The 16,837-nt window shown below is 71.8% G+C and carries 17 protein-coding genes; 2 read left to right on the top strand and 15 right to left on the bottom strand.

Annotated elements, in window-relative coordinates:
- Window positions 1-258: 258 nt before the first annotated feature.
- The 4 genes from HD596_RS58875 to HD596_RS58860 form a co-directional block, all read right to left on the bottom strand.
- A complete protein-coding gene (locus HD596_RS58875) occupies window positions 259-2,784 on the bottom strand; it encodes a CHAT domain-containing protein (RefSeq protein WP_185077991.1) in 2,526 nt (841 codons plus the stop codon).
- Between the two features lie 97 nt (window positions 2,785-2,881).
- A complete protein-coding gene (locus HD596_RS58870) occupies window positions 2,882-3,328 on the bottom strand; it encodes a hypothetical protein (RefSeq protein ID WP_185077990.1) in 447 nt (148 codons plus the stop codon).
- Window positions 3,325-3,852 (bottom strand): RNA polymerase sigma factor, encoded by a 528-nt coding sequence (locus HD596_RS58865; RefSeq protein WP_185077989.1) that lies wholly within the window; start codon window positions 3,850-3,852, stop codon window positions 3,325-3,327. Before HD596_RS58865 ends, HD596_RS58870 begins: the two co-directional genes overlap by 4 nt.
- 73 nt (window positions 3,853-3,925) lie before the next feature.
- Complete coding sequence (locus tag HD596_RS58860) at window positions 3,926-4,939, bottom strand: S8 family peptidase (protein ID WP_185077988.1); 1,014 nt, start codon at window positions 4,937-4,939, stop codon at window positions 3,926-3,928.
- Window positions 4,940-5,114: 175 nt separating this feature from the next.
- On the opposite strand from HD596_RS58860, the gene HD596_RS58855 reads away from it, so the two are divergent.
- A complete protein-coding gene (locus HD596_RS58855) occupies window positions 5,115-5,609 on the top strand; it encodes a DUF3145 domain-containing protein (RefSeq protein WP_185077987.1) in 495 nt (164 codons plus the stop codon).
- A 126-nt stretch (window positions 5,610-5,735) separates the two neighbouring features.
- Here the strand turns inward: HD596_RS58855 and HD596_RS58850 are convergent, their stop codons facing one another.
- The 9 genes from HD596_RS58850 to HD596_RS58810 form a co-directional block, all read right to left on the bottom strand.
- Window positions 5,736-7,160, bottom strand: a complete 1,425-nt coding sequence (locus HD596_RS58850; RefSeq protein WP_185077986.1) for an acyl-CoA carboxylase subunit beta — start codon at window positions 7,158-7,160, stop codon at window positions 5,736-5,738.
- A complete protein-coding gene (fabF, locus tag HD596_RS58845; RefSeq protein ID WP_185077985.1) occupies window positions 7,161-8,393 on the bottom strand; it encodes a beta-ketoacyl-ACP synthase II in 1,233 nt (410 codons plus the stop codon).
- 37 nt (window positions 8,394-8,430) lie between these two features.
- Window positions 8,431-8,670: an acyl carrier protein gene (locus HD596_RS58840; protein ID WP_185077984.1), complete on the bottom strand. Its 240-nt coding sequence runs from the start codon at window positions 8,668-8,670 to the stop codon at window positions 8,431-8,433.
- Between the two features lie 76 nt (window positions 8,671-8,746).
- A complete protein-coding gene (locus tag HD596_RS58835; RefSeq protein WP_185077983.1) occupies window positions 8,747-9,703 on the bottom strand; it encodes a beta-ketoacyl-ACP synthase III in 957 nt (318 codons plus the stop codon).
- On the bottom strand, window positions 9,700-10,596 hold the full coding sequence (locus HD596_RS58830) for an ACP S-malonyltransferase (RefSeq protein WP_185077982.1): 897 nt from the start codon (window positions 10,594-10,596) through the stop codon (window positions 9,700-9,702). The genes HD596_RS58835 and HD596_RS58830 overlap by 4 nt, the downstream gene beginning before the upstream one ends.
- Window positions 10,597-10,699: 103 nt before the next feature.
- Window positions 10,700-11,824: a PucR family transcriptional regulator gene (locus HD596_RS58825; protein WP_185079430.1), complete on the bottom strand. Its 1,125-nt coding sequence runs from the start codon at window positions 11,822-11,824 to the stop codon at window positions 10,700-10,702.
- 162 nt (window positions 11,825-11,986) lie between these two features.
- The gene (locus tag HD596_RS58820; protein ID WP_185077981.1) at window positions 11,987-12,418 is read right to left on the bottom strand and encodes a DUF350 domain-containing protein; all 432 of its coding nucleotides are present in this window, start codon (window positions 12,416-12,418) and stop codon (window positions 11,987-11,989) included.
- A 31-nt stretch (window positions 12,419-12,449) separates the two neighbouring features.
- Window positions 12,450-13,592, bottom strand: coding sequence for a glutathionylspermidine synthase family protein (locus HD596_RS58815; protein ID WP_185077980.1), 1,143 nt, complete (start codon window positions 13,590-13,592; stop codon window positions 12,450-12,452).
- Between the two features lie 3 nt (window positions 13,593-13,595).
- Window positions 13,596-13,997 carry a hypothetical protein gene (locus HD596_RS58810; RefSeq protein WP_185077979.1) on the bottom strand — a complete coding sequence of 134 codons (402 nt, stop codon included), beginning with the start codon at window positions 13,995-13,997 and terminating at the stop codon, window positions 13,596-13,598.
- Window positions 13,998-14,088: 91 nt separating this feature from the next.
- On the opposite strand from HD596_RS58810, the gene HD596_RS58805 reads away from it, so the two are divergent.
- On the top strand, window positions 14,089-15,114 hold the full coding sequence (locus HD596_RS58805) for a PHP domain-containing protein (RefSeq protein ID WP_185077978.1): 1,026 nt from the start codon (window positions 14,089-14,091) through the stop codon (window positions 15,112-15,114).
- A gap of 7 nt (window positions 15,115-15,121) precedes the next feature.
- On the opposite strand, the gene HD596_RS58800 is transcribed toward HD596_RS58805, so the two are convergent.
- Together HD596_RS58800 and HD596_RS58795 are read right to left on the bottom strand one after the other, a co-directional pair.
- Window positions 15,122-15,958, bottom strand: coding sequence for a carbohydrate ABC transporter permease (locus HD596_RS58800; protein ID WP_185077977.1), 837 nt, complete (start codon window positions 15,956-15,958; stop codon window positions 15,122-15,124).
- Window positions 15,952-16,827 (bottom strand): carbohydrate ABC transporter permease, encoded by an 876-nt coding sequence (locus HD596_RS58795; RefSeq protein ID WP_185077976.1) that lies wholly within the window; start codon window positions 16,825-16,827, stop codon window positions 15,952-15,954. Before HD596_RS58795 ends, HD596_RS58800 begins: the two co-directional genes overlap by 7 nt.
- Window positions 16,828-16,837: the final 10 nt, after the last annotated feature.

Here is a 16,837-nt window from a genome sequence, read left to right as displayed (position 1 = left end):
CCGGACGCTGCCACTCGCCTGTGCGACGGCGGCAAGACGGCCCGGACGCTGCCACTTACCCGCGCGACGATGGCGAGGCACCTCGCAGTAGCCGGCCGTCGCTGAGCCGGTGGCTCGCGCCCGATCGGCTCCGGACCCCGCGAGGCCGACCGGTCGCGCCAGGCCGAGCGAGCCGGCGTGCGGGGGCATCGCCGCCCCGGCCCGCGTCGGTGCTGAGGGCCGGGCTGAGCAGCCATGCGGCCCCCGTACCACCAGGCCCTAATACAGCGGACGATCGCCCGCGCCGAAGCACACGAAGCCGGTTTCGCCGGTCTTGGCGGCGGCGGAGGCCAGGGCCGCGTCCGGGGGCTGGCCCGCCACCAGCAGCTCGTGGAACAAGCTCATGAGCGCCCGAGCCCCCTCGTCCCGCACCGGCACCAGCCCCGCCACCACGCACGCGGACCCCTTGGCCAGGAACGTCCCGGGCAGGCCCAGCGGCGCCCCCTCCACCGGCGTGCGCGACATCCCCGAGTTGCACGCCGACAGCACCACCAGCCCCGGCGACCGCGGGATGTCCAGCAGGTCGTAGGCCATCAGCGAGCCGTCCTCCAACGTGATCCCGGACACCAGCGGGCTGCGCGCGTGGAAGACCCCGTGCGCGGCCAGGTGCAGGACGTCGGCCGCCGCCAGGGCCTCCAGCACCGGCCCGGTGCGCCCCGGCGCCTCGCGCCCGTCCGGGTGGCAGGCGAGCACGTTGCGCACCTCGGCGTGCGCGTGCGCCAGGGCGGGCCCGGCCGCGGCCACCACCGCCGGCGGGCCGCTGCGGCGGGCGCGGGCGAGCTCCCGGGCCCGCACCCAGCCGGCCGCGCTGGCGACCACGTTGACCGGGCGTTCGCGCAGGCACGGCAGCGCGCCCCACGGCAGCGTGTGCAGGGCGTCCACGGGCACCACCACCAGCGGTCCGTCTCCCAGTTCGGCGAGGAGCGGGCGCAGCAGCAGCCCTTCGACCTCCCGGGCCGCCACCTCGACGCTCTCCAGGTCGCAGCGAGGACGCGGCGTCCCGGAGCACTGGCGGCGCAGCGCGTAACGGAGCCGGACGATCGCCTCCTTGACCTGCCCGACGTCGCCCACCCGCCGCAGCGACACCCGTTCCCCGCTGACGAGTACGGCCAGCAGCGCGTCCTCGTCCGCGACGAACTCCACCAGCGCCCCGAACCCCAGCTCCGCCCGCACCCGTTCGGGATCCACCGGCGAGCACGCGTGCGAGGGCGCGGCCACCGCCCGCCACCGCTCCGCGAACTCGAACACCTCCCCGGCGGACCCGCCCCGCACCGCCAGCCCCAGCCCGAACCCCGCCAGCCGCTCCCCGGCCCTGGCCGCGTGGGCGCGCAGCGAGGGATCGTCGAACGTCTCCACCTGCTCGCTCACCTCCGACAGCCCCACCCGGACCGCCCGGAAGGCCCCCGTGGCGTCCTCCTGCAGCGACGCCTCCAGGGCGAGCGCGTGCTGCCGCACCGGCACCGGGATCTGCGCCTCGCGGGCGGACTCGGAATCCGGCGGGATGAGCCGGGTGCCGATCGGGGGGAACGGCTCCTCGCGTTCGGCGTGCTCGGTGAGCAGGGCCAGCTGCGCCGAGGCCGTCGGATGGTCGTCCACGGCCAGCGCCGCCTCGGCCGCCACCAGCCGCAGCGCGGCGGCGCCCGCCAGGTGCGCCAGGCAGTCCTCCAGCTCGTCCGCGCACTCGACCAGGTCGGTGACGAGGGCGGGCGTGACGGGTTCGAGCGCCAGCCGGGCCCGCAGGACGACCTCCCTGGCCAGCGGCAGCCACGACGTCCGGTCCTGCGCGGCCAGCTCGCCGGCCGCCTGCTCGGCCACCTCCAGCGCCCGGCGCGGGTCGCCGGTCAGCAGCTCCACCTGGGCCAGCTTGAGCCGGGCCTCGGCCAGCGCCACGTGCGCCCCCGACGCCTCCAGATCGGGTACGGCCAGGCTCAGCATGGCCCTGGCCTCGCCCGGCAGGTGGGCGGCCAGCAGGGCGCCGGCGAAGTCCGCCCGCATCGTGGCCAGCCGCTCGGGGAAGCCGAACAGGGTGTCCTCGGCCTCGCGGTAGAGCTTGAACGCCCCCGCGATGTCGCCCCGCCGTACCGCGAGGAAGGGCAGGTTCGCGGCGGACAGGCGAGCCAGGTGCCGCAGCCCCGAGTGCCGGGAGATCTCCAGGCAGGCGGTGAGGTCGCGCATGGCGGCGTCCCAGTCACCGCGGTAGGAGTGGACGAGGCCGCGGTTGAGCAGCCCGCCCGCCAGGAACCTGCGGTCGTCGATGGTGCCGGGAGCGGTCACGAGAGCCCGCAGCGCGCGGTCGCAGGAGGCGATGGCCTCCTGGTGGCGGCCGAGGCGGGCCAGGGCGACCGCGCGCTGGGTGTCGAGCTTGGCGCGGTCGAGCGGCGAGAGGTGGGCCCAGGCCAGGGCGGCCACGCGCAGGGCCTGGATGGGGTGGCCGAGTTCGGTGCGTACGGTGACGAGGGAGAGCCGGGCCTGGGCGACGCGCTCCGGCGGGGCGCCCGGGGTGGCGATGGCCTCGCGGAGGTGGTGCTCGGCGCTGCGCAGATCGCCGAGCTCGCGGGCGGCCAGCGCGATGGCCCGGTGCGCGACGGCCTCGGCCTCGGGGTCGCCGGCGCGGCGGGCGGAGGAGAGCACGGTACGGGCGGCGTGAAGGGCGTGGTCGGGATCGACCAGGGAGCGCATGACAGCGGCCTCGGCCGCCACGACGAGTGGATCTCGGTCGTCGGGTCGCTCTGATGTAGCGCTCATATGGGTGCCTTGGGAGGGAAACTCGGTGCCTTGGAACGGAACGGCCGAGAGAGGCGATGGGCTCTCTCGGCTGGTCGACAAGAGGATCAGGGTCGCGTCAGGGCCGGATGCGCACCCACCGCGTCTGGACGGGCTTGTGGCCGGGGCGGTGGCAGACCACGCTCAGCCAGCCCGGCGGCAGGCCGGTGGCGGCGAAGTCGCCGGAGCCGGCGATCCGCCGGGTGAGCGTCAGATGGGGGGTGCGCACATCGATGAGCGCGCCCTCCCCCGGGTACGGGGCGACGTGTCCCGCCACGTCGATGAGCCCGTCGCCGATCGTTATCTCCAGGTCGAAGGTGAGGCCCGCCACGACGAAGCGCACCAGATGGCAGCCTTCGTCATCGCGTACGCCGCCGGCGGCGCCGAGGTCGGTGGGGTCGGCCGTCACCGCCCCGGGGACGCGGAGCCGGTAGGCGTCGCGCGCGGCAGCGGACACGTGGCCGGGGATCGGGTCGTTCCCGGCGGCCAACCGGAGGGCCGCCAGGAAATACTCGTCGTTGATCATTGCGCTGTCTCCTGTATCGAGATCAGAGTGCGCAGTTTTTCCAGGCATCGGGCCTTGGTCGGACCGATGCTGCCCACGGGCAGTCCGAGCCGTGCCGCCATCTGCTGGTTGCCGAAGTCGACGGCGACCAGCTGGAGGAGTGAGCGGCAGGGCTCGTGCAGGTCGGAGACCGTCTTCCAGAGCAGGCGCCGGCCGTCGGCCTCCAGGACGGCGGACTCGGGGTCGGGGTCTTCGGCGACCTCGAAGGAGGAGACCCCGGGACGATCCTTGCGCAGCAGCAGGAGGGCTTCGCGGCGCGCGGTCGTCACGAGCCAGGCTCCCACACCGGCGGGATCCCTGATGCTCGGCAGGTGCTGCAGCAGGCGCAACCAGGAGCCCTGGACCGCGTCCGCCGCGTCGGAGGGGCTCAGGCCGCACGCGCGGGCCACCGCCCACATGCGCGGCCCGAACCTGGACTCCAGCTCGTCCCAGGCCGTCCGGTCGCCCTCGGCCGCCGCTGCGAGCAGCTCCGCTGGATCGCGCATCGCGGCCTCCTTCCGTCCGGCACGAGCAGGCGATCATGCCTCCCCGTGATTGGCTGAGGACTGAGCGTAAACTCTACAGACTCGCCGGGATCAGAACTCCCAGATCGGGAATTTGCCGGGCCTGCTCAGACTCGAAGAGCCGTCTGGCGACCTCCTTGGCCGGCTCGCTCTTGGCCCCGTCCGCGACGGCCCCCGCCACCAGGGCGGTGGCGAACGACGTGCCGCTCCACGCCGCGTATCCCGCGAAGTCGCCGCCGTCCAGGAAACTGCTGGTCAGCCAGTCGCCGCGGGCGCAGGCGTCCACCCAGATGCCGTAGCCGGAGTAGGGGGCGCGCTCCTCCTCGTCGGCGTCCACGGCGGCCACGCCCACCACGGAGGGCAGCGCGGCGGGCCAGAACGGCCGGTCGGACCCCGTGTTGCCGGCGCAGGCCACGGTCACCGTGTCGGGCAGCGCGGCGATGGCGTCGCTCAGCAGCGGTGGCGGGCGGTCGTCGTAGGTGTGGCCGCCGAAGGAGAGGTTGAGCACCTGCGGAGGGCGCTCGCGCAGGCGGTGGAGCGCGCGTACGACGGTCGCCTCGTCGCCGATGCCGTCGCCGTCGAGCACCCGGTGCACGCTCAGCTCCGCGCCCGGGGCCCGCCGGGTCAGCAGGCCCGCGATGAACGTGCCGTGCCCCGCCTGCGAGCCCTCCGTCGCGTCGGCGCACTCGGGGGCGGTCTGGCCGTACCAGTCGCTGCCGGACCACCACGGGTGCTTGGCGATGCCGGTGTCGAGCAGCCCCACCACCACGCCCGAGCGGGACCGCCCCGGCTTGTGGGCGATGGGCGGGGTGGGGAAGGGTCTGGACGCGGGACCACCGAAGAACAGGGGCTGGCCGCGGAACACGTGGTTCGGCGACGCCCGCAGGCCCCGCTCGCGGAGTTCGGCGGTGATCTCGCAGGGGTCGGCGCCGGGCGACAGGTGGATCACGCAGACGCCGTCCGCCTCCGAGACCGCCTGGGTCCAGCGTGAGACGGCCGGCAGCGCCGCGCGGTCGGCCAGCACCTGACCAGGCCGGATGAGCGACGCGCCGACAGATTGAATTTCCATGAGGCGGTATGTTTCCCCGCTGGTCCAACTGTCACATGCCACTCCCGCACCAACTTGGTATGGCCCCCCTCTGGTGCCGGATAGCGACCGACGGTAGTCTCTCCCTAGTCACTTGTGATCATCCCGGGGCGAGGCCGTTGGGGAAGGCGCACCTCGTACCGAAACGGGAGGTCCGGTGTCTGCTCGTGGCGTCCTTTACGTCCACTCGGCTCAGCCCGCGCTGTGCCCTCATATCGAATGGGCAGTCGCGGGTGTCCTTGGCGTGCCCGTTGATCTGACGTGGACTCCGCAACCTGCCGCGCCCAACGTCGTGCGGGCCCAGGCGGAGTGGGAGGGCCGCGCCGGCATCGCCGCGGCCATCGCCTCCTCGCTCATGGGCTGGCAGCGCCTCAGGTTCGAGATCACCGAGGACGCGTCGCCGGGAGTGGACGGGTCCCGCCACGCCTACACGCCGACGCTCGGTGCCTTCACCGCGGTCATCGGCGCGGCGGGCGACATCATGATCCCCGAGGAACGGCTCCGGGCGGCGATGATGATGGCCGCCCAGGGGCGGTGCGTGCTGGAGGACGAGCTGGACAAGATGCTCGGCCGGCCCTGGGACGAGGAGCTGGAGCCGTTCCGGTACGCGGGCGACGGTGCGCCCGTCCGCTGGCTCCACGCCGCCGTCTGACCCTGCCCCCGCCACGGGCGAAACGCCGCGCCCAAGAGGCCCCGCACCCATGCCGGTGCGGGGCCTCTTGGGAAGCATGAACAAGGCCCCGCACCGGTGCCGGTGCGGGGCCGATCGTCAGCAGAGCTACAGCGGGATGTTGCCGTGGGCGCCGCGGGCGGGCGTGGCCTGGGCGAGGAGCTTGGCGATGGCGCCGCGCGTCTCCTCAGGCTTGATCACCTCGTCGATGACCCCCAGCTCCCGAGCCCGGTCGAGCCCGCCGGCCAGCTTCTCGTGCTCGGCGGCCAGCCGCTGCTCCAGCTCGGCCCGCTCCTCCTCCGGCGCCGCGGCCAGCTCGCGCCGCTTGAGGATGCGTACGGCCGCCACCGGCCCCATGACCGCCACCTCGGTGGTCGGCCAGGCGAACACCTTGGTGGCACCCAGCGCGCGGGAGTTCATGGCGATGTACGCGCCCCCGTACGCCTTCCGCGTCACCAGCGTGACCCGCGGCACCGACGCCTCGGCGAAGGCGTGCAGCAGCTTGGCCCCCCGCCGCACGACCCCGTCGTGCTCCTGCCCGACCCCGGGCAGGTAGCCGGGAACGTCCACGAGGACAACCAACGGCACTCCGAAAGCGTCACACATACGTACGAAGCGGGCGGCTTTCTCGGCGGACGTGGCGTCGAGGCAGCCGCCGAGCCGCAGCGGGTTGTTGGCGATCACACCGACCGTCCGGCCACCGAGGCGGCCGAGCGATGTGACGATGTTCGGCGCCCACTTGGGGTGCAGCTCGATGCCAGGCTCGTCGAGCAGGCCGTTGACCAGCGGCTTGACGTCGTAGGCGCGCCTGGCCGAGTCGGGCAGCAGCGTGGAGAAGTCCACTTCCTCGATTTCTCCCGTGCGCACCCGGCCCTGGTGGCCGAGGAGCGTGGCGAGCTGGCGCGCCTTGACGTACGCGTCGGTCTCGGACCCGGCGACGACGTGCACGACGCCGCTGCGCTTGCTGTGCGGCTCCGGGCCGCCCAGGGCCGCGGCGTCGACGCTCTCGCCGGTGACGCTGCGGACCACGTCGGGGCCCGTGACGAAGATGCGGCCGGACTCGGCCAGGATGACGAGGTCGGTCAGCGCGGGACCGTACGCGGCGCCGCCGGCGGCGGGGCCGACGACCACGGAGATCTGCGGCACCACGCCGGACGCCTTGGTCATGGCGGCGAAGACCCGCCCGACGGCGTGCAGCGACTCGACGCCTTCGGCGAGTCGCGCACCGCCGGAGTGCCAGATCCCGATGATCGGCACCCGTTCACGGACGGCCACGTCGTAGGCGTGCACGATGTGCTCGCAACCCTCGCTGCCCATCGCGCCGCCCTGGAAGCGGGCGTCACTGCAGAAGGCGACGACGGGAACACCCTCGACGCGGCCCATGGCGGCCAGCACGCCGCTCTTGTCTTCGGAGGTGATCTGCCGCAGCGAGCCCTCGTCGAGCAGCGCGGTCAGGCGGACGACTGGATCGCGGGGATCGGCAGGCTCCTGATCGGTGCCGTCAGCCGCCACCCCGTTGTCCAGCACGGTCATTTATGCCCCCTTAAACACGACGGCCACGTTGTGGCCCCCGAATCCGAACGAGTTGTTGACCGCGGCGACGTCTCCTTCGGGCAGCTGGCGGTTCTTCCCGTAGACCAGGTCGACCTCGATGCCGTCGTCGAGGTTGTCGAGGTTGATGGTCGCGGGGACGATCCGCTCCTGCAGCGCCTTGATGGTGAAGACGGACTCGATGCCGCCGGCCCCGCCGAGCAGGTGACCGGTCATCGACTTGGTCGAGGTCACGAGCGGGTGGGTGCCGATGGCCTTGGCCACGGCCTGCACCTCGCCGACGTCGCCGGCAGGGGTGGAGGTGGCATGTGCGTTGACGTGCTTGATGTCGAGCCCGGTCAGGCCGGCGTCGTTGAGCGCCTGGGTCATCGCCATGATGATGCCCCGGCCCTCGGGCTCGGGCTGCGTGATGTGGTGGGCGTCGGCGGAGTAGCCGACCCCGGCGCAGTAGGCGTAGATGCGCGCGCCACGCGCCTTGGCGTGCTCCTCGGACTCCAGCACCACGATGCCGGCGCCCTCACCGAGCACGAACCCGTCGCGGTCGCGGTCCCACGGCCGGGACGCGCCCTGCGGGTCGTCGTTGCGGGTGGACATGGCCCGCGCGGCGGCGAAGGCCGCCATGTTGAGCCCGTGGATGGCGGCCTCGGTGCCGCCGGCCACGACCACGTCGGCGCGGCCCACCCTGATCATGTCCATCGCGTGGCCGATCGCCTCCGCGCCGGACGCGCACGCCGACACGGTGGCGTGCACCCCGGCCTGGGCGCCCAGGTCGAGGCCGATCCAGGCGGCCGGCCCGTTGGGCATGAGCATCGGCACGGTGAACGGCGACAGCCGGTTCCAGCCGCGCTCGCGGTAGGTGTCGTAGGCGCTCAGCGTGGTGTTGATGCCGCCGATGCCGCTGGAGACCACGACGCCCAGCCGCTCCGGCGCGACCTCGGGGGCGCCGGCGTCCTGCCAGGCCTCCCGGGCGGCGACCATCGCGAACTGCTCGCTGCGGTCGAGACGGCGGGCCTCCGGCCGCGGCAGCACCTCGGTGGGGTCCACCGCGGCCGTCCCCGCGAACTTCACGGGGACGGTGTCGATCCAGTCCGTGGTGAGGGCCTCGACACCCGACTGACCGGCGAGGAGCGCCGTCCAGGTCGAGGTGACGTCTCCACCGACGGGCGTCGTCGCGCCAAGCCCGGTGACGACGACACGTACCCGGTTCGCACTCACGTTTCGCGCTCCTTGCTAGTCAGTTTGGTTTTCTCTGTCAGCCCTGGATGAAGCTGAGGACGTCCTTGACCGTCTTCAGGTTCTTGAGCTGGTCGTCGGGGATCTCGACGCCGAACTCGTCCTGGGCGGCCACGGCGATCTCGACCATGGACAGGGAGTCGATGTCGAGGTCGTCGACGAAGCTCTTCTCGGGGGTCACGTCCGAGGCCGGGATGCCGGTGATCTCGTTGATGATCTTGCCGAGGCCGTCAAGAATCTCCTGCTCGGTGGCAGCCATGTCGCTGGTTCTCCTTCTGATTTCTGGGTTCTGCACGGCTGTGCCGTACAAGCTCTGGATGAGGTGCGGGGGGAGGCTAAGGGATCTCGACCACTTGACCGGCGTAGGTCAGGCCCGCGCCGAAGCCGAGCAGCAGCGCGAGGCCGCCGGAGCGGACCTCGCCGCGCTCCAGCATGCGCGAGAGCGCCAGCGGGATCGAGGCGGCCGAGGTGTTGCCGGCGTGGACGATGTCGCGGGCGATCACGGCCTGGTCGGCGCCCAGCTTGCGGGCGATGGCCTCGATGATGCGCAGGTTGGCCTGGTGGGGCACGAACGCCGCCAGCTCCGACGGGTCCACGCCCGCGCGCTCGCAGGCCTCCAGCGCCACCGGGTGGAGCGTGGTGGTGGCCCAGCGGAACACCGTCTGGCCCTCCTGGCGGAGGAAGTTGTCGCGGTCCTTGATGGCGATCGCCTCGGACTTGTCGCCGGCGCTGCCCCACACCACGGGGCCGATGCCGGGGGTCTCGGAGGGACCCACCACCGCGGCGCCCGCACCGTCGGCGAAGATCACGGCGGTGGACCTGTCGGTCCAGTCGACCCACTGCGACAGCTTCTCCGCGCCGATGACCAGCACGTGGCGGGCCGCACCTCCGCGCACGGCGGCGCTCGCGGTGGCGAGGGCGTAGCAGAACCCGGCGCAGGCGGCGTTGACGTCGAACGCGCCCGGCGCCTTGATGCCCAGGCGGTGGGCCACGACGGCGCTGGCGTTGGGGATCTGGGTCTCGAGCGTGCAGGTGGCCACGATGACCAGGTCGACCTCTTCGGGCGACAGGCCGCTCGCGGCCAGCGCCTTGCCGCCGGCGATGGTGGCCATGTCCTCGAGGGACTCGCTGTCGGGAGCGACGCGGCGCTCCTTGATGCCGACCCTGGACTGGATCCACTCGTCGTTGGTGTCCATGTTCTTGGCCAGGTCGTCGTTGGTGACGATGTTGGCCGGCTGGTAGTGGCCGAGGCCCAGGATCCTGCCGCCAGGGGCGACGTCGGGAATCTTCACTTGGTCAGCTCCCTGGCCGCGTCGAGGTCGTCGGGGGTCTTCAGCGCCACCGTCCGCACCCCGGACAGGCCGCGCTTGGCCAGACCGGTGAGCGTGCCGCCGGGCAGCAGCTCGATCATCTCCGTGACGCCGAGCCCGGCCATGGTCTCCATGCAGGCGCCCCACCTGACGGGGCTGCTGATCTGCTTGACCAGCCGGTCCACGAACTCGGCGCCGGAGGCGACCGCCTGGCCGTCGGAGTTGGACAGGAGCGTGACGGCGGGGTCGGCGGGGGTCACGCCGGAGGCGGCCTCGCGCAGGCTCTCCACGGCGGGGGCCATGTGGCGGGTGTGGAAGGCGCCGGCCACCTTCAGCGGGATGAGGCGGGCGCGGGTGGGCGGGTCTTCCTTGAGCGCGGCCAGCTGCTCCAGCGTGCCGCCCGCGACGATCTGGCCGGCGCCGTTGATGTTGGCGGGGGTCAGGCCGTGCTTGTCGAGGGCGGCCAGCACGTCCTCCTCGGCGCCGCCGAGCACGGCGGTCATGCCGGTCTCGGTGACCGCGGCGGCCTTGGCCATGGCCCGGGCGCGCTCGCGGATCAGGGTGAGCGCCTGCTCGGGGGTGAGCACCCCGGCCAGCGCGGCGGCGGCGAACTCGCCCACGCTGTGGCCCGCGAGCACGTCCGGCCGCACGCCGAGCACCTCGGCGGAGGCCAGCGCGGCGGCCACGAGCAGCGGCTGGGCGACGGCGGTGTCACGGATCTCGTCGGCGTCGGCGGTGGTGCCGTAGGCGATCAGATCGAGCTGGACGACCTCGGACCAGGCGCCGAGTCTGTCGGCCACACCAGGGAGCTCGAGCCAGGGTGAAAGGAAGCCTGGCGTTTGGGCACCTTGGCCCGGAGCGACGAGTACAAGCACAAAACCCACCTTGCCCTGTAGAACTCCGACACGCGGATAATGATCCGCACGAACTTCGTCCGGGGGGTTTTGTAGGAAGCCTACAGTGGGGATTTCGGTGGCATTACGTTAGGGCACGCCACATTTCGGCACTCTCCGCCAACCGGCCGAGGATCAGGCCGACTTGGAGCGTGAAAGCGGACCTGCCCTCCGTGGGCTGGTAGCCGGTCAGCTCCGTGATCTTCTTCAGGCGGTAGCGGACGGTGTTGGGGTGGACGAACAGCAGCCGCGCCGTCGCCTCCAGCGAGGTGCCCTGCTCCAGGTAGGTGGCGAGGGTGTCGAGCAGGGGGGTGCCCGCGAGCGGCAGGTAGACGTTCTCGATGAGCTGCTGCCGGGCGTCGTCGTCGCCGTCGAGCGCCCGCTCGGCCAGCAGGTCCTCGGCGTGCACCGGCCGGGGCGCGTCGGGCCAGCCGGACGACGCCTTCAGCCCGGCCAGCGCCGCCCTGGCGGACCTGGCCGCGGCGTGCAGGTCGGGGACCTCGGGGCCGATGACGATGGGGCCCATCCCGAAGCGGTGCACGACCTGCTTGGCCGCGTCGTTGACGCTCTCGGCGCCGCCCACGATGACGATCAGCCGGTCGGCCTGCACGCCGGCCAGCAGGTCCATGCCGATGCGGCGGCCCTTCTCCCGCAGCCCGTCGATGACCGCGCGGGGGTCGTCGTCGGGGGCGTGGCCGGCGATGACGACCACGGGGGAGGAGGTCCAGCCGAGCGCGGCCGCCCAGGAGTGCAGGCCGTCGTCGACCTCGCCGCGGACGAGGGCGTCCACGATCAGGGCCTCGAGCCGGGCGTCCCACGAGCCCCTGGCCTCGGCCTCGCGGGCGTAGACGTGGGCGGCGGCGAAGGCCACGTCGCGGGTGTAGCGGAGCATGGCCTGCTGGAGCTGGTCCTCGCCGCCGGGCGCGGCCAGCTCGTGGGCCTGCGCCTCGACCACCTCGACCACGATCCTGACGATGTCGACGGTCTGCTGCAGCGAGATGGACCGCTTGAGCTCGCGCGGAGCCGTGCCGAAGAACTCGATGCTGGGGGTGGGGGGATCCTCGCCGGCGATCGAGAACCACTCGACGAACGCGGCGATGCCGGCCTGGGCCACGAGCCCCACCCACGACCGGTCCTCGGCGCTGAGCGCGCGGAACCACGGCAGCTGGTCCTCCATGCGCGCCATCGCCGCCGTGCCGAGCGAGCCCATGGCCCGCTCGAGCCTGCGTGTGGTGTCCTCCCGGGTCCGGTCTGTCACGCCTCCTAGAGTGCCAGGTCCGTTCGGATGACCGCGACGGTCGTTCCGCCGGGGCCGGGCGGCCGGCGTCAGATGAGCGGGACGGCCGTTCTGCCGGGGGCCGGGCGGCCGGTGTCAGATGACCGCGACGGCCGTGATGAGGCCGATCGCGATGTGCGTGACCGCGAGCAGCCGCGCGCCCGGCTGCAGCTCGGGCTCCCTTACGAGATCGCGTACGGAGATGCCGACGATCCGGTCGAACAGCAGCATCGCCACGGTCTGCACCACGATGCCGACCAGGCCGAACACCGCGGTGCCCGCCAGCCCCTCGGCCAGCCGGCCGCCGGAGGACCAGATGGAGGCGGCCACGATCAGGCCGACGGCGGCCAGGGCGGAGGTGGCGAGCAGGGTGGCGTTCGGGTTGCGCTGGGTGCGGATGATCTCGCTCAGCTTGCCGGGGGTGGCCCAGTCGATCACGTAGAAGCCGACGATCATCAGGATCACGCCGACGGCGGCGTACGCGGCGATGGCGCCCGCGCCGCGGGCGAGGGTCTCGAGAAGAGTCACGTTGATTCCTATCGGGGGATGCGGTGGGGAGTCAGGCGATGAGGTGGGGGACGAACGAGGAGGTGTCATCGGTGATCAGGCCGGTCGTCTCCCTGATACCCAGCCCGGCGGCCTCGTCGGCGACCACCCAGGCGCCGAGCACCGGCCGCTGCCCCTCGAACCGGGGCAGCGCCTCGAAGCCCTGGAAGACGTATCCCTCCCGGCCGTAGACGCCCGGCGTCTCCTGGGTGCCCTCGGGGGTGACGATGCGCATGGAGGCGCCCTCCCTGCCCAGCAGCGGCTTGGCGATGTAGGAGGTCAGGTCGCGCGGGCCGTCGAGGTAGGCGGGCAGCAGGTTGGGGTGGCCGGGGTTGAGCTCCCACAGGATGGCCAGCAGCGCCTTGTTGGACAGCAGCGTCTTCCACAGCGGCTCGATCCAGGTGGCGTGCCGTACGGCGTGCCGCCCGAAGTCGTCGGCCAGCATCCACTCCCACGGGTAGAGCTTGAACGCCGAGCGGATCACACGGTTCTCGGCGTCCACGAAGCGGCGGTTGAGCGAGTCCCAGCCGATGTCCTCCATGGCGACGGCGACGGTCTGCAGGCCCGCCTGCTCGGCGGTCTCCTGCAGGTAGGCCACGGTCATGGCCTCCTCGCCCGTCTCGTCCATGTTCGTGAACGCGAAGTGGGTGGGCCCGGGCGGCAGCCGCAGCTCGCGCCAGCGCTCGATGAGCCGCTCGTGCACGGAGTTCCACTGGTCGGCGCCCGGGTGGACGTCCTGCAGCCAGAACCACTGCACGACCGACGACTCCACGAGCGAGGTCGGCGTGTCCGCGTTGTACTCCAGCAGCCTCGCCGGGCCGGTGCCGTCGTAGCGCAGGTCGAAGCGGGCGTACAGGTGGGCGTCGCGGCGCTCCCATGAGCGCGCCACCTCCTCCCACGCCCACTCGGGGATCGCGAAGTCGGCGAAGCGCCGGGCCGAGACCACGTGCTCGACGGCGCGCAGGCACATCTCGTGGAGCTCCTCGACCTGCTCCTCCAGCGCCTCGACCTCGTCCATGGAGAAGACGTAATGGATGGACTCGTCCCAGTAAGGCCGGCTCAGCCCCGACGGGTGCGCCGCCCGGTGGTAGGCCAGGCCCTGGCCCTCGATCGTCTTCTCCCAGCCGTCCCTGGGAGTGCCATGCTCACGGCGCACCTGTCAGCTCCCGCCACCCCAGTGGTTGCCGAAGCCGCCCCGCTGGATCTCTTTCCCGCCGCGGGAGCTGATGTTCACGTCAGAGGGCCGGTACGTGGTGCCGCCGTGCACCTTGTTGCCCGACCTGGTGCCCCCGTAGTACCACATGTACGCCCCGCGCGAACCGCCGTAGTAGTGGTACGAGCCGTTGTCGTCATCGTCGCAGTAGTCGTCGTCGACGATCTCGTACGTGCCGTCGTCCAGCTGCACGACGCAGTCCGCGGTGACGTCGTCGTCATCCTGGGTGGCCGCGCAGTACCCGACCAGCATGACGGACAGAACACCGAGAATGGTCAGCGGGATGGCCTTGGACGCCTTGCGCGCGGGCGGCGGTGGCGTGGGGTGGGTTTTCGGAGGTTGTGCCATCAAGATCCTGCTTTCATGGGCCGCTCAGCCTATCGGCGGCCCTCGTCCCCGTTCAATCCTGTAGTCATGGCCCCGAGGTATGTTCGCTCACATGGAACCGGTTGAGGCCCTGCGCGAGATCGCCTTCCTGCTGGAGCGCGCCGGAGAGCCCACGTACCGCGTACGTGCCTTCCGTCGCGCCGCCCAGGTCGTCGCCGACCTGCCCAGGGACGAGCTCGTGCGGCTGGCCCGCACCGGCGGTCTCGGCGACCTGCCCGGCATCGGGAAGGTCACCGCCCTTGTGGTCAACGAAAGCCTCGATGGGCAGGTTCCTACGTATTTGCGGCGCTTGCGGGCGACCGACGGGGTGCAGCTCGACGCAGAGACGGAGGCGCTGCGCGGCGCGTTGAAGGGCGACCTGCACAGCCACTCCGACTGGTCGGACGGCGGCTCGCCGATCGAGGAGATGGCCGAGGCGGCCCGCGGGCTCGGCCACGACTACCTGGCGCTGACCGACCACTCGCCCCGCCTGACCGTGGCCAAGGGCCTCTCGGCCGAGCGCCTGGAACGCCAGCTCGACGTGGTGGCCGAGCTGAACGAGCGGCTGGCCCCGTTCCGGATCCTGACCGGCATCGAGGTGGACATCAACACCGACGGCTCCCTCGACCAGTCACCCGAGCTGCTGGAGCGGCTGGACGTGGTGGTGGCCAGCGTGCACTCCAAGCTCCGCATGGACGGCGACGAGATGACCCGCCGGATGGTCACCGCCATCGCCAACCCCCTGGTGGACGTGCTCGGCCACTGCACGGGGCGGGTGGTCAGGGCCGGCGGCAGGCGCGGCGAGCGCCGCCCGGAGTCGTCGTTCGACGCCGAGCTGGTCTTCGAGGCCTGCCGGCGGTTCGGGGTCGCGGTGGAGGTCAACTCCCGGCCGGACCGGCTCGACCCGCCCAAGAGGCTGATGCGGCTGGCGTACGAGATGGGGTGCGTGTTCGCGATCGACTCCGACGCCCACGCGCCCGGGCAGCTCGACTGGCAGCACTACGGCTGCGAACGGGCCGCGCGGTGCGGCATCGAGGCCGACCGCGTCGTCAACACCTGGCCGCTGGAGCGGCTGCTCGGCTGGACGGCCGCTGCCTGACCTGTGCCTACTTGCCGACCCCGTCAGCGAGACCCTTGACGATGTAGCGCTGGCCCAGGAAGAACAGCAGGACCACGGGCAGCGCCGCGATCACCATCCCGGCGAAGACGACCGGGTACTCGGTGCCGTGCTTGCTCATCAGGCTGGTCAGGCCCACGGGGAGGGTCTGCACGCCGGTGCCGCTGGTGAAGATCATCGCGAAGAGGTACTCGTTCCAGGTGAAGAGGATGTGCAGCAGCACCGTCGAGGTCAGGATCGGCTTGCACATCGGCAGGATGATCCGCCAGAACGCCGTCCACCGGCCCGCGCCGTCCATCTCGGCCGCCTCGTCCACCTCGCGGGGCAGGTCGATCATGTACGCCCGGATGAGGAAGGTCGTGAACGGGACGCGGAAGGCGGTGTAGAGGATGAGCAGCGCCCAGAACGTGTTGTACAGCCCCATCGCCTGGAACATCTTCACCAGCGGCACGAGCGCCACGGTGGGGGCGAGCATGAGCCCGCCGAGGATCGCCGCCGTGAGCGTCCGGTTGAGCGGGACGTTCACGCGGGTGAGGCCGTAGGCGGCCCACGCGCTGACGAACACCGTGGCGACTGTCGAGGTCAGCGTGACCAGCACGCTGGTGGTCAGGTAGTCGCTGACGCCGCGGTTCCACGCCTTCTGGTAGTTCTCGAAGCTCCAGTGCAGGGGCAGCGCGAACGGGTCGCCGAACAGCTCGGCGTTGGTCTTGAACCCGTTGAGGGTCATCCACAGCAGCGGATAGACCACGACGACCGCGAGGGCCAGCAGGAAGGCCCACATGAAGACGCGGGCGATCACCGCGAGGAAGCTCAGGCGCGTCACCATTCCACCCTTCTCCTGCGGGTGACCCACAGCTGTGCCACCGCGATGCCGAGCGTGATCACGAACAGGACGGTCGCGACCGCGGCGGCGTAGCCGAAGTTGTTGCGGACGAACCCGCTGCGGTACAGCCAGGTGCCCAGCACCTGCGTCGAGTTGTTCGGCCCGCCGGCGGTCATCACCATGACCTCGTTGAACACCTGGAACGCGCCCGAGATGGTGACGATCGCCATGAGCCCGGTCATCTCGCGCACGAGCGGCACCGTCACGTGGACGAACCGGCGGATCGGGCCGACGCCGTCGATGGCGGCGGCGCCGTAGATCTCCGAGGGGATGCGCTGGATCGCGACCGCGAACAGCAGCGTGGAGTAGCCGAAGCCCTGCCACTGGCTCATCGCGATGATCGCCGACATGGCCGTGCTCTCCTGGCCCAGCCACGCCTGGGCGAACTGGCCCAGGCCGACGGCCTTGAGCGCGTGGTTGAGCGGGCCCAGGTTCGGCTCGTACACGAAGTAGAACAGCAGCCCCGCGACGGTCAGCGAGATCGCCGAGGGGATGAAGTAGACCGCGCGCAGGCCGCGCCGCCAGCGCTCGCTGCCGATGCTCTCGATGAGCGCGGCGAGCAGGAGCGCGCCGAACACCTGGAACACGATGGAGACCACCGCGTACAGCGCGTTGTTGCCCAGCGACGACCAGAACACCGGGTCGTCGACGAGCTTGGCGTAGTTGTCGAGCCCGACGTATTCCTGGCTGCCGCTGTAGATGTCCCACTTGAGCGTGCTGAACTGCAGGTTCTGCACGAGCGGCAGGTAGACGAACACTCCGACCAGCACGAGGGCGGGCAGGACCCATACGAGCCTGAGCGTGGCGCGCACGTGCGGACTC

It is taken from the genome of Nonomuraea jabiensis, from assembly GCF_014204795.1.
Lineage (GTDB): Bacteria > Actinomycetota > Actinomycetes > Streptosporangiales > Streptosporangiaceae > Nonomuraea > Nonomuraea jabiensis.
The sequence above is the reverse complement of the archived record's forward strand: the minus strand, read 5'-3'. Positions and strand labels throughout refer to the sequence as shown.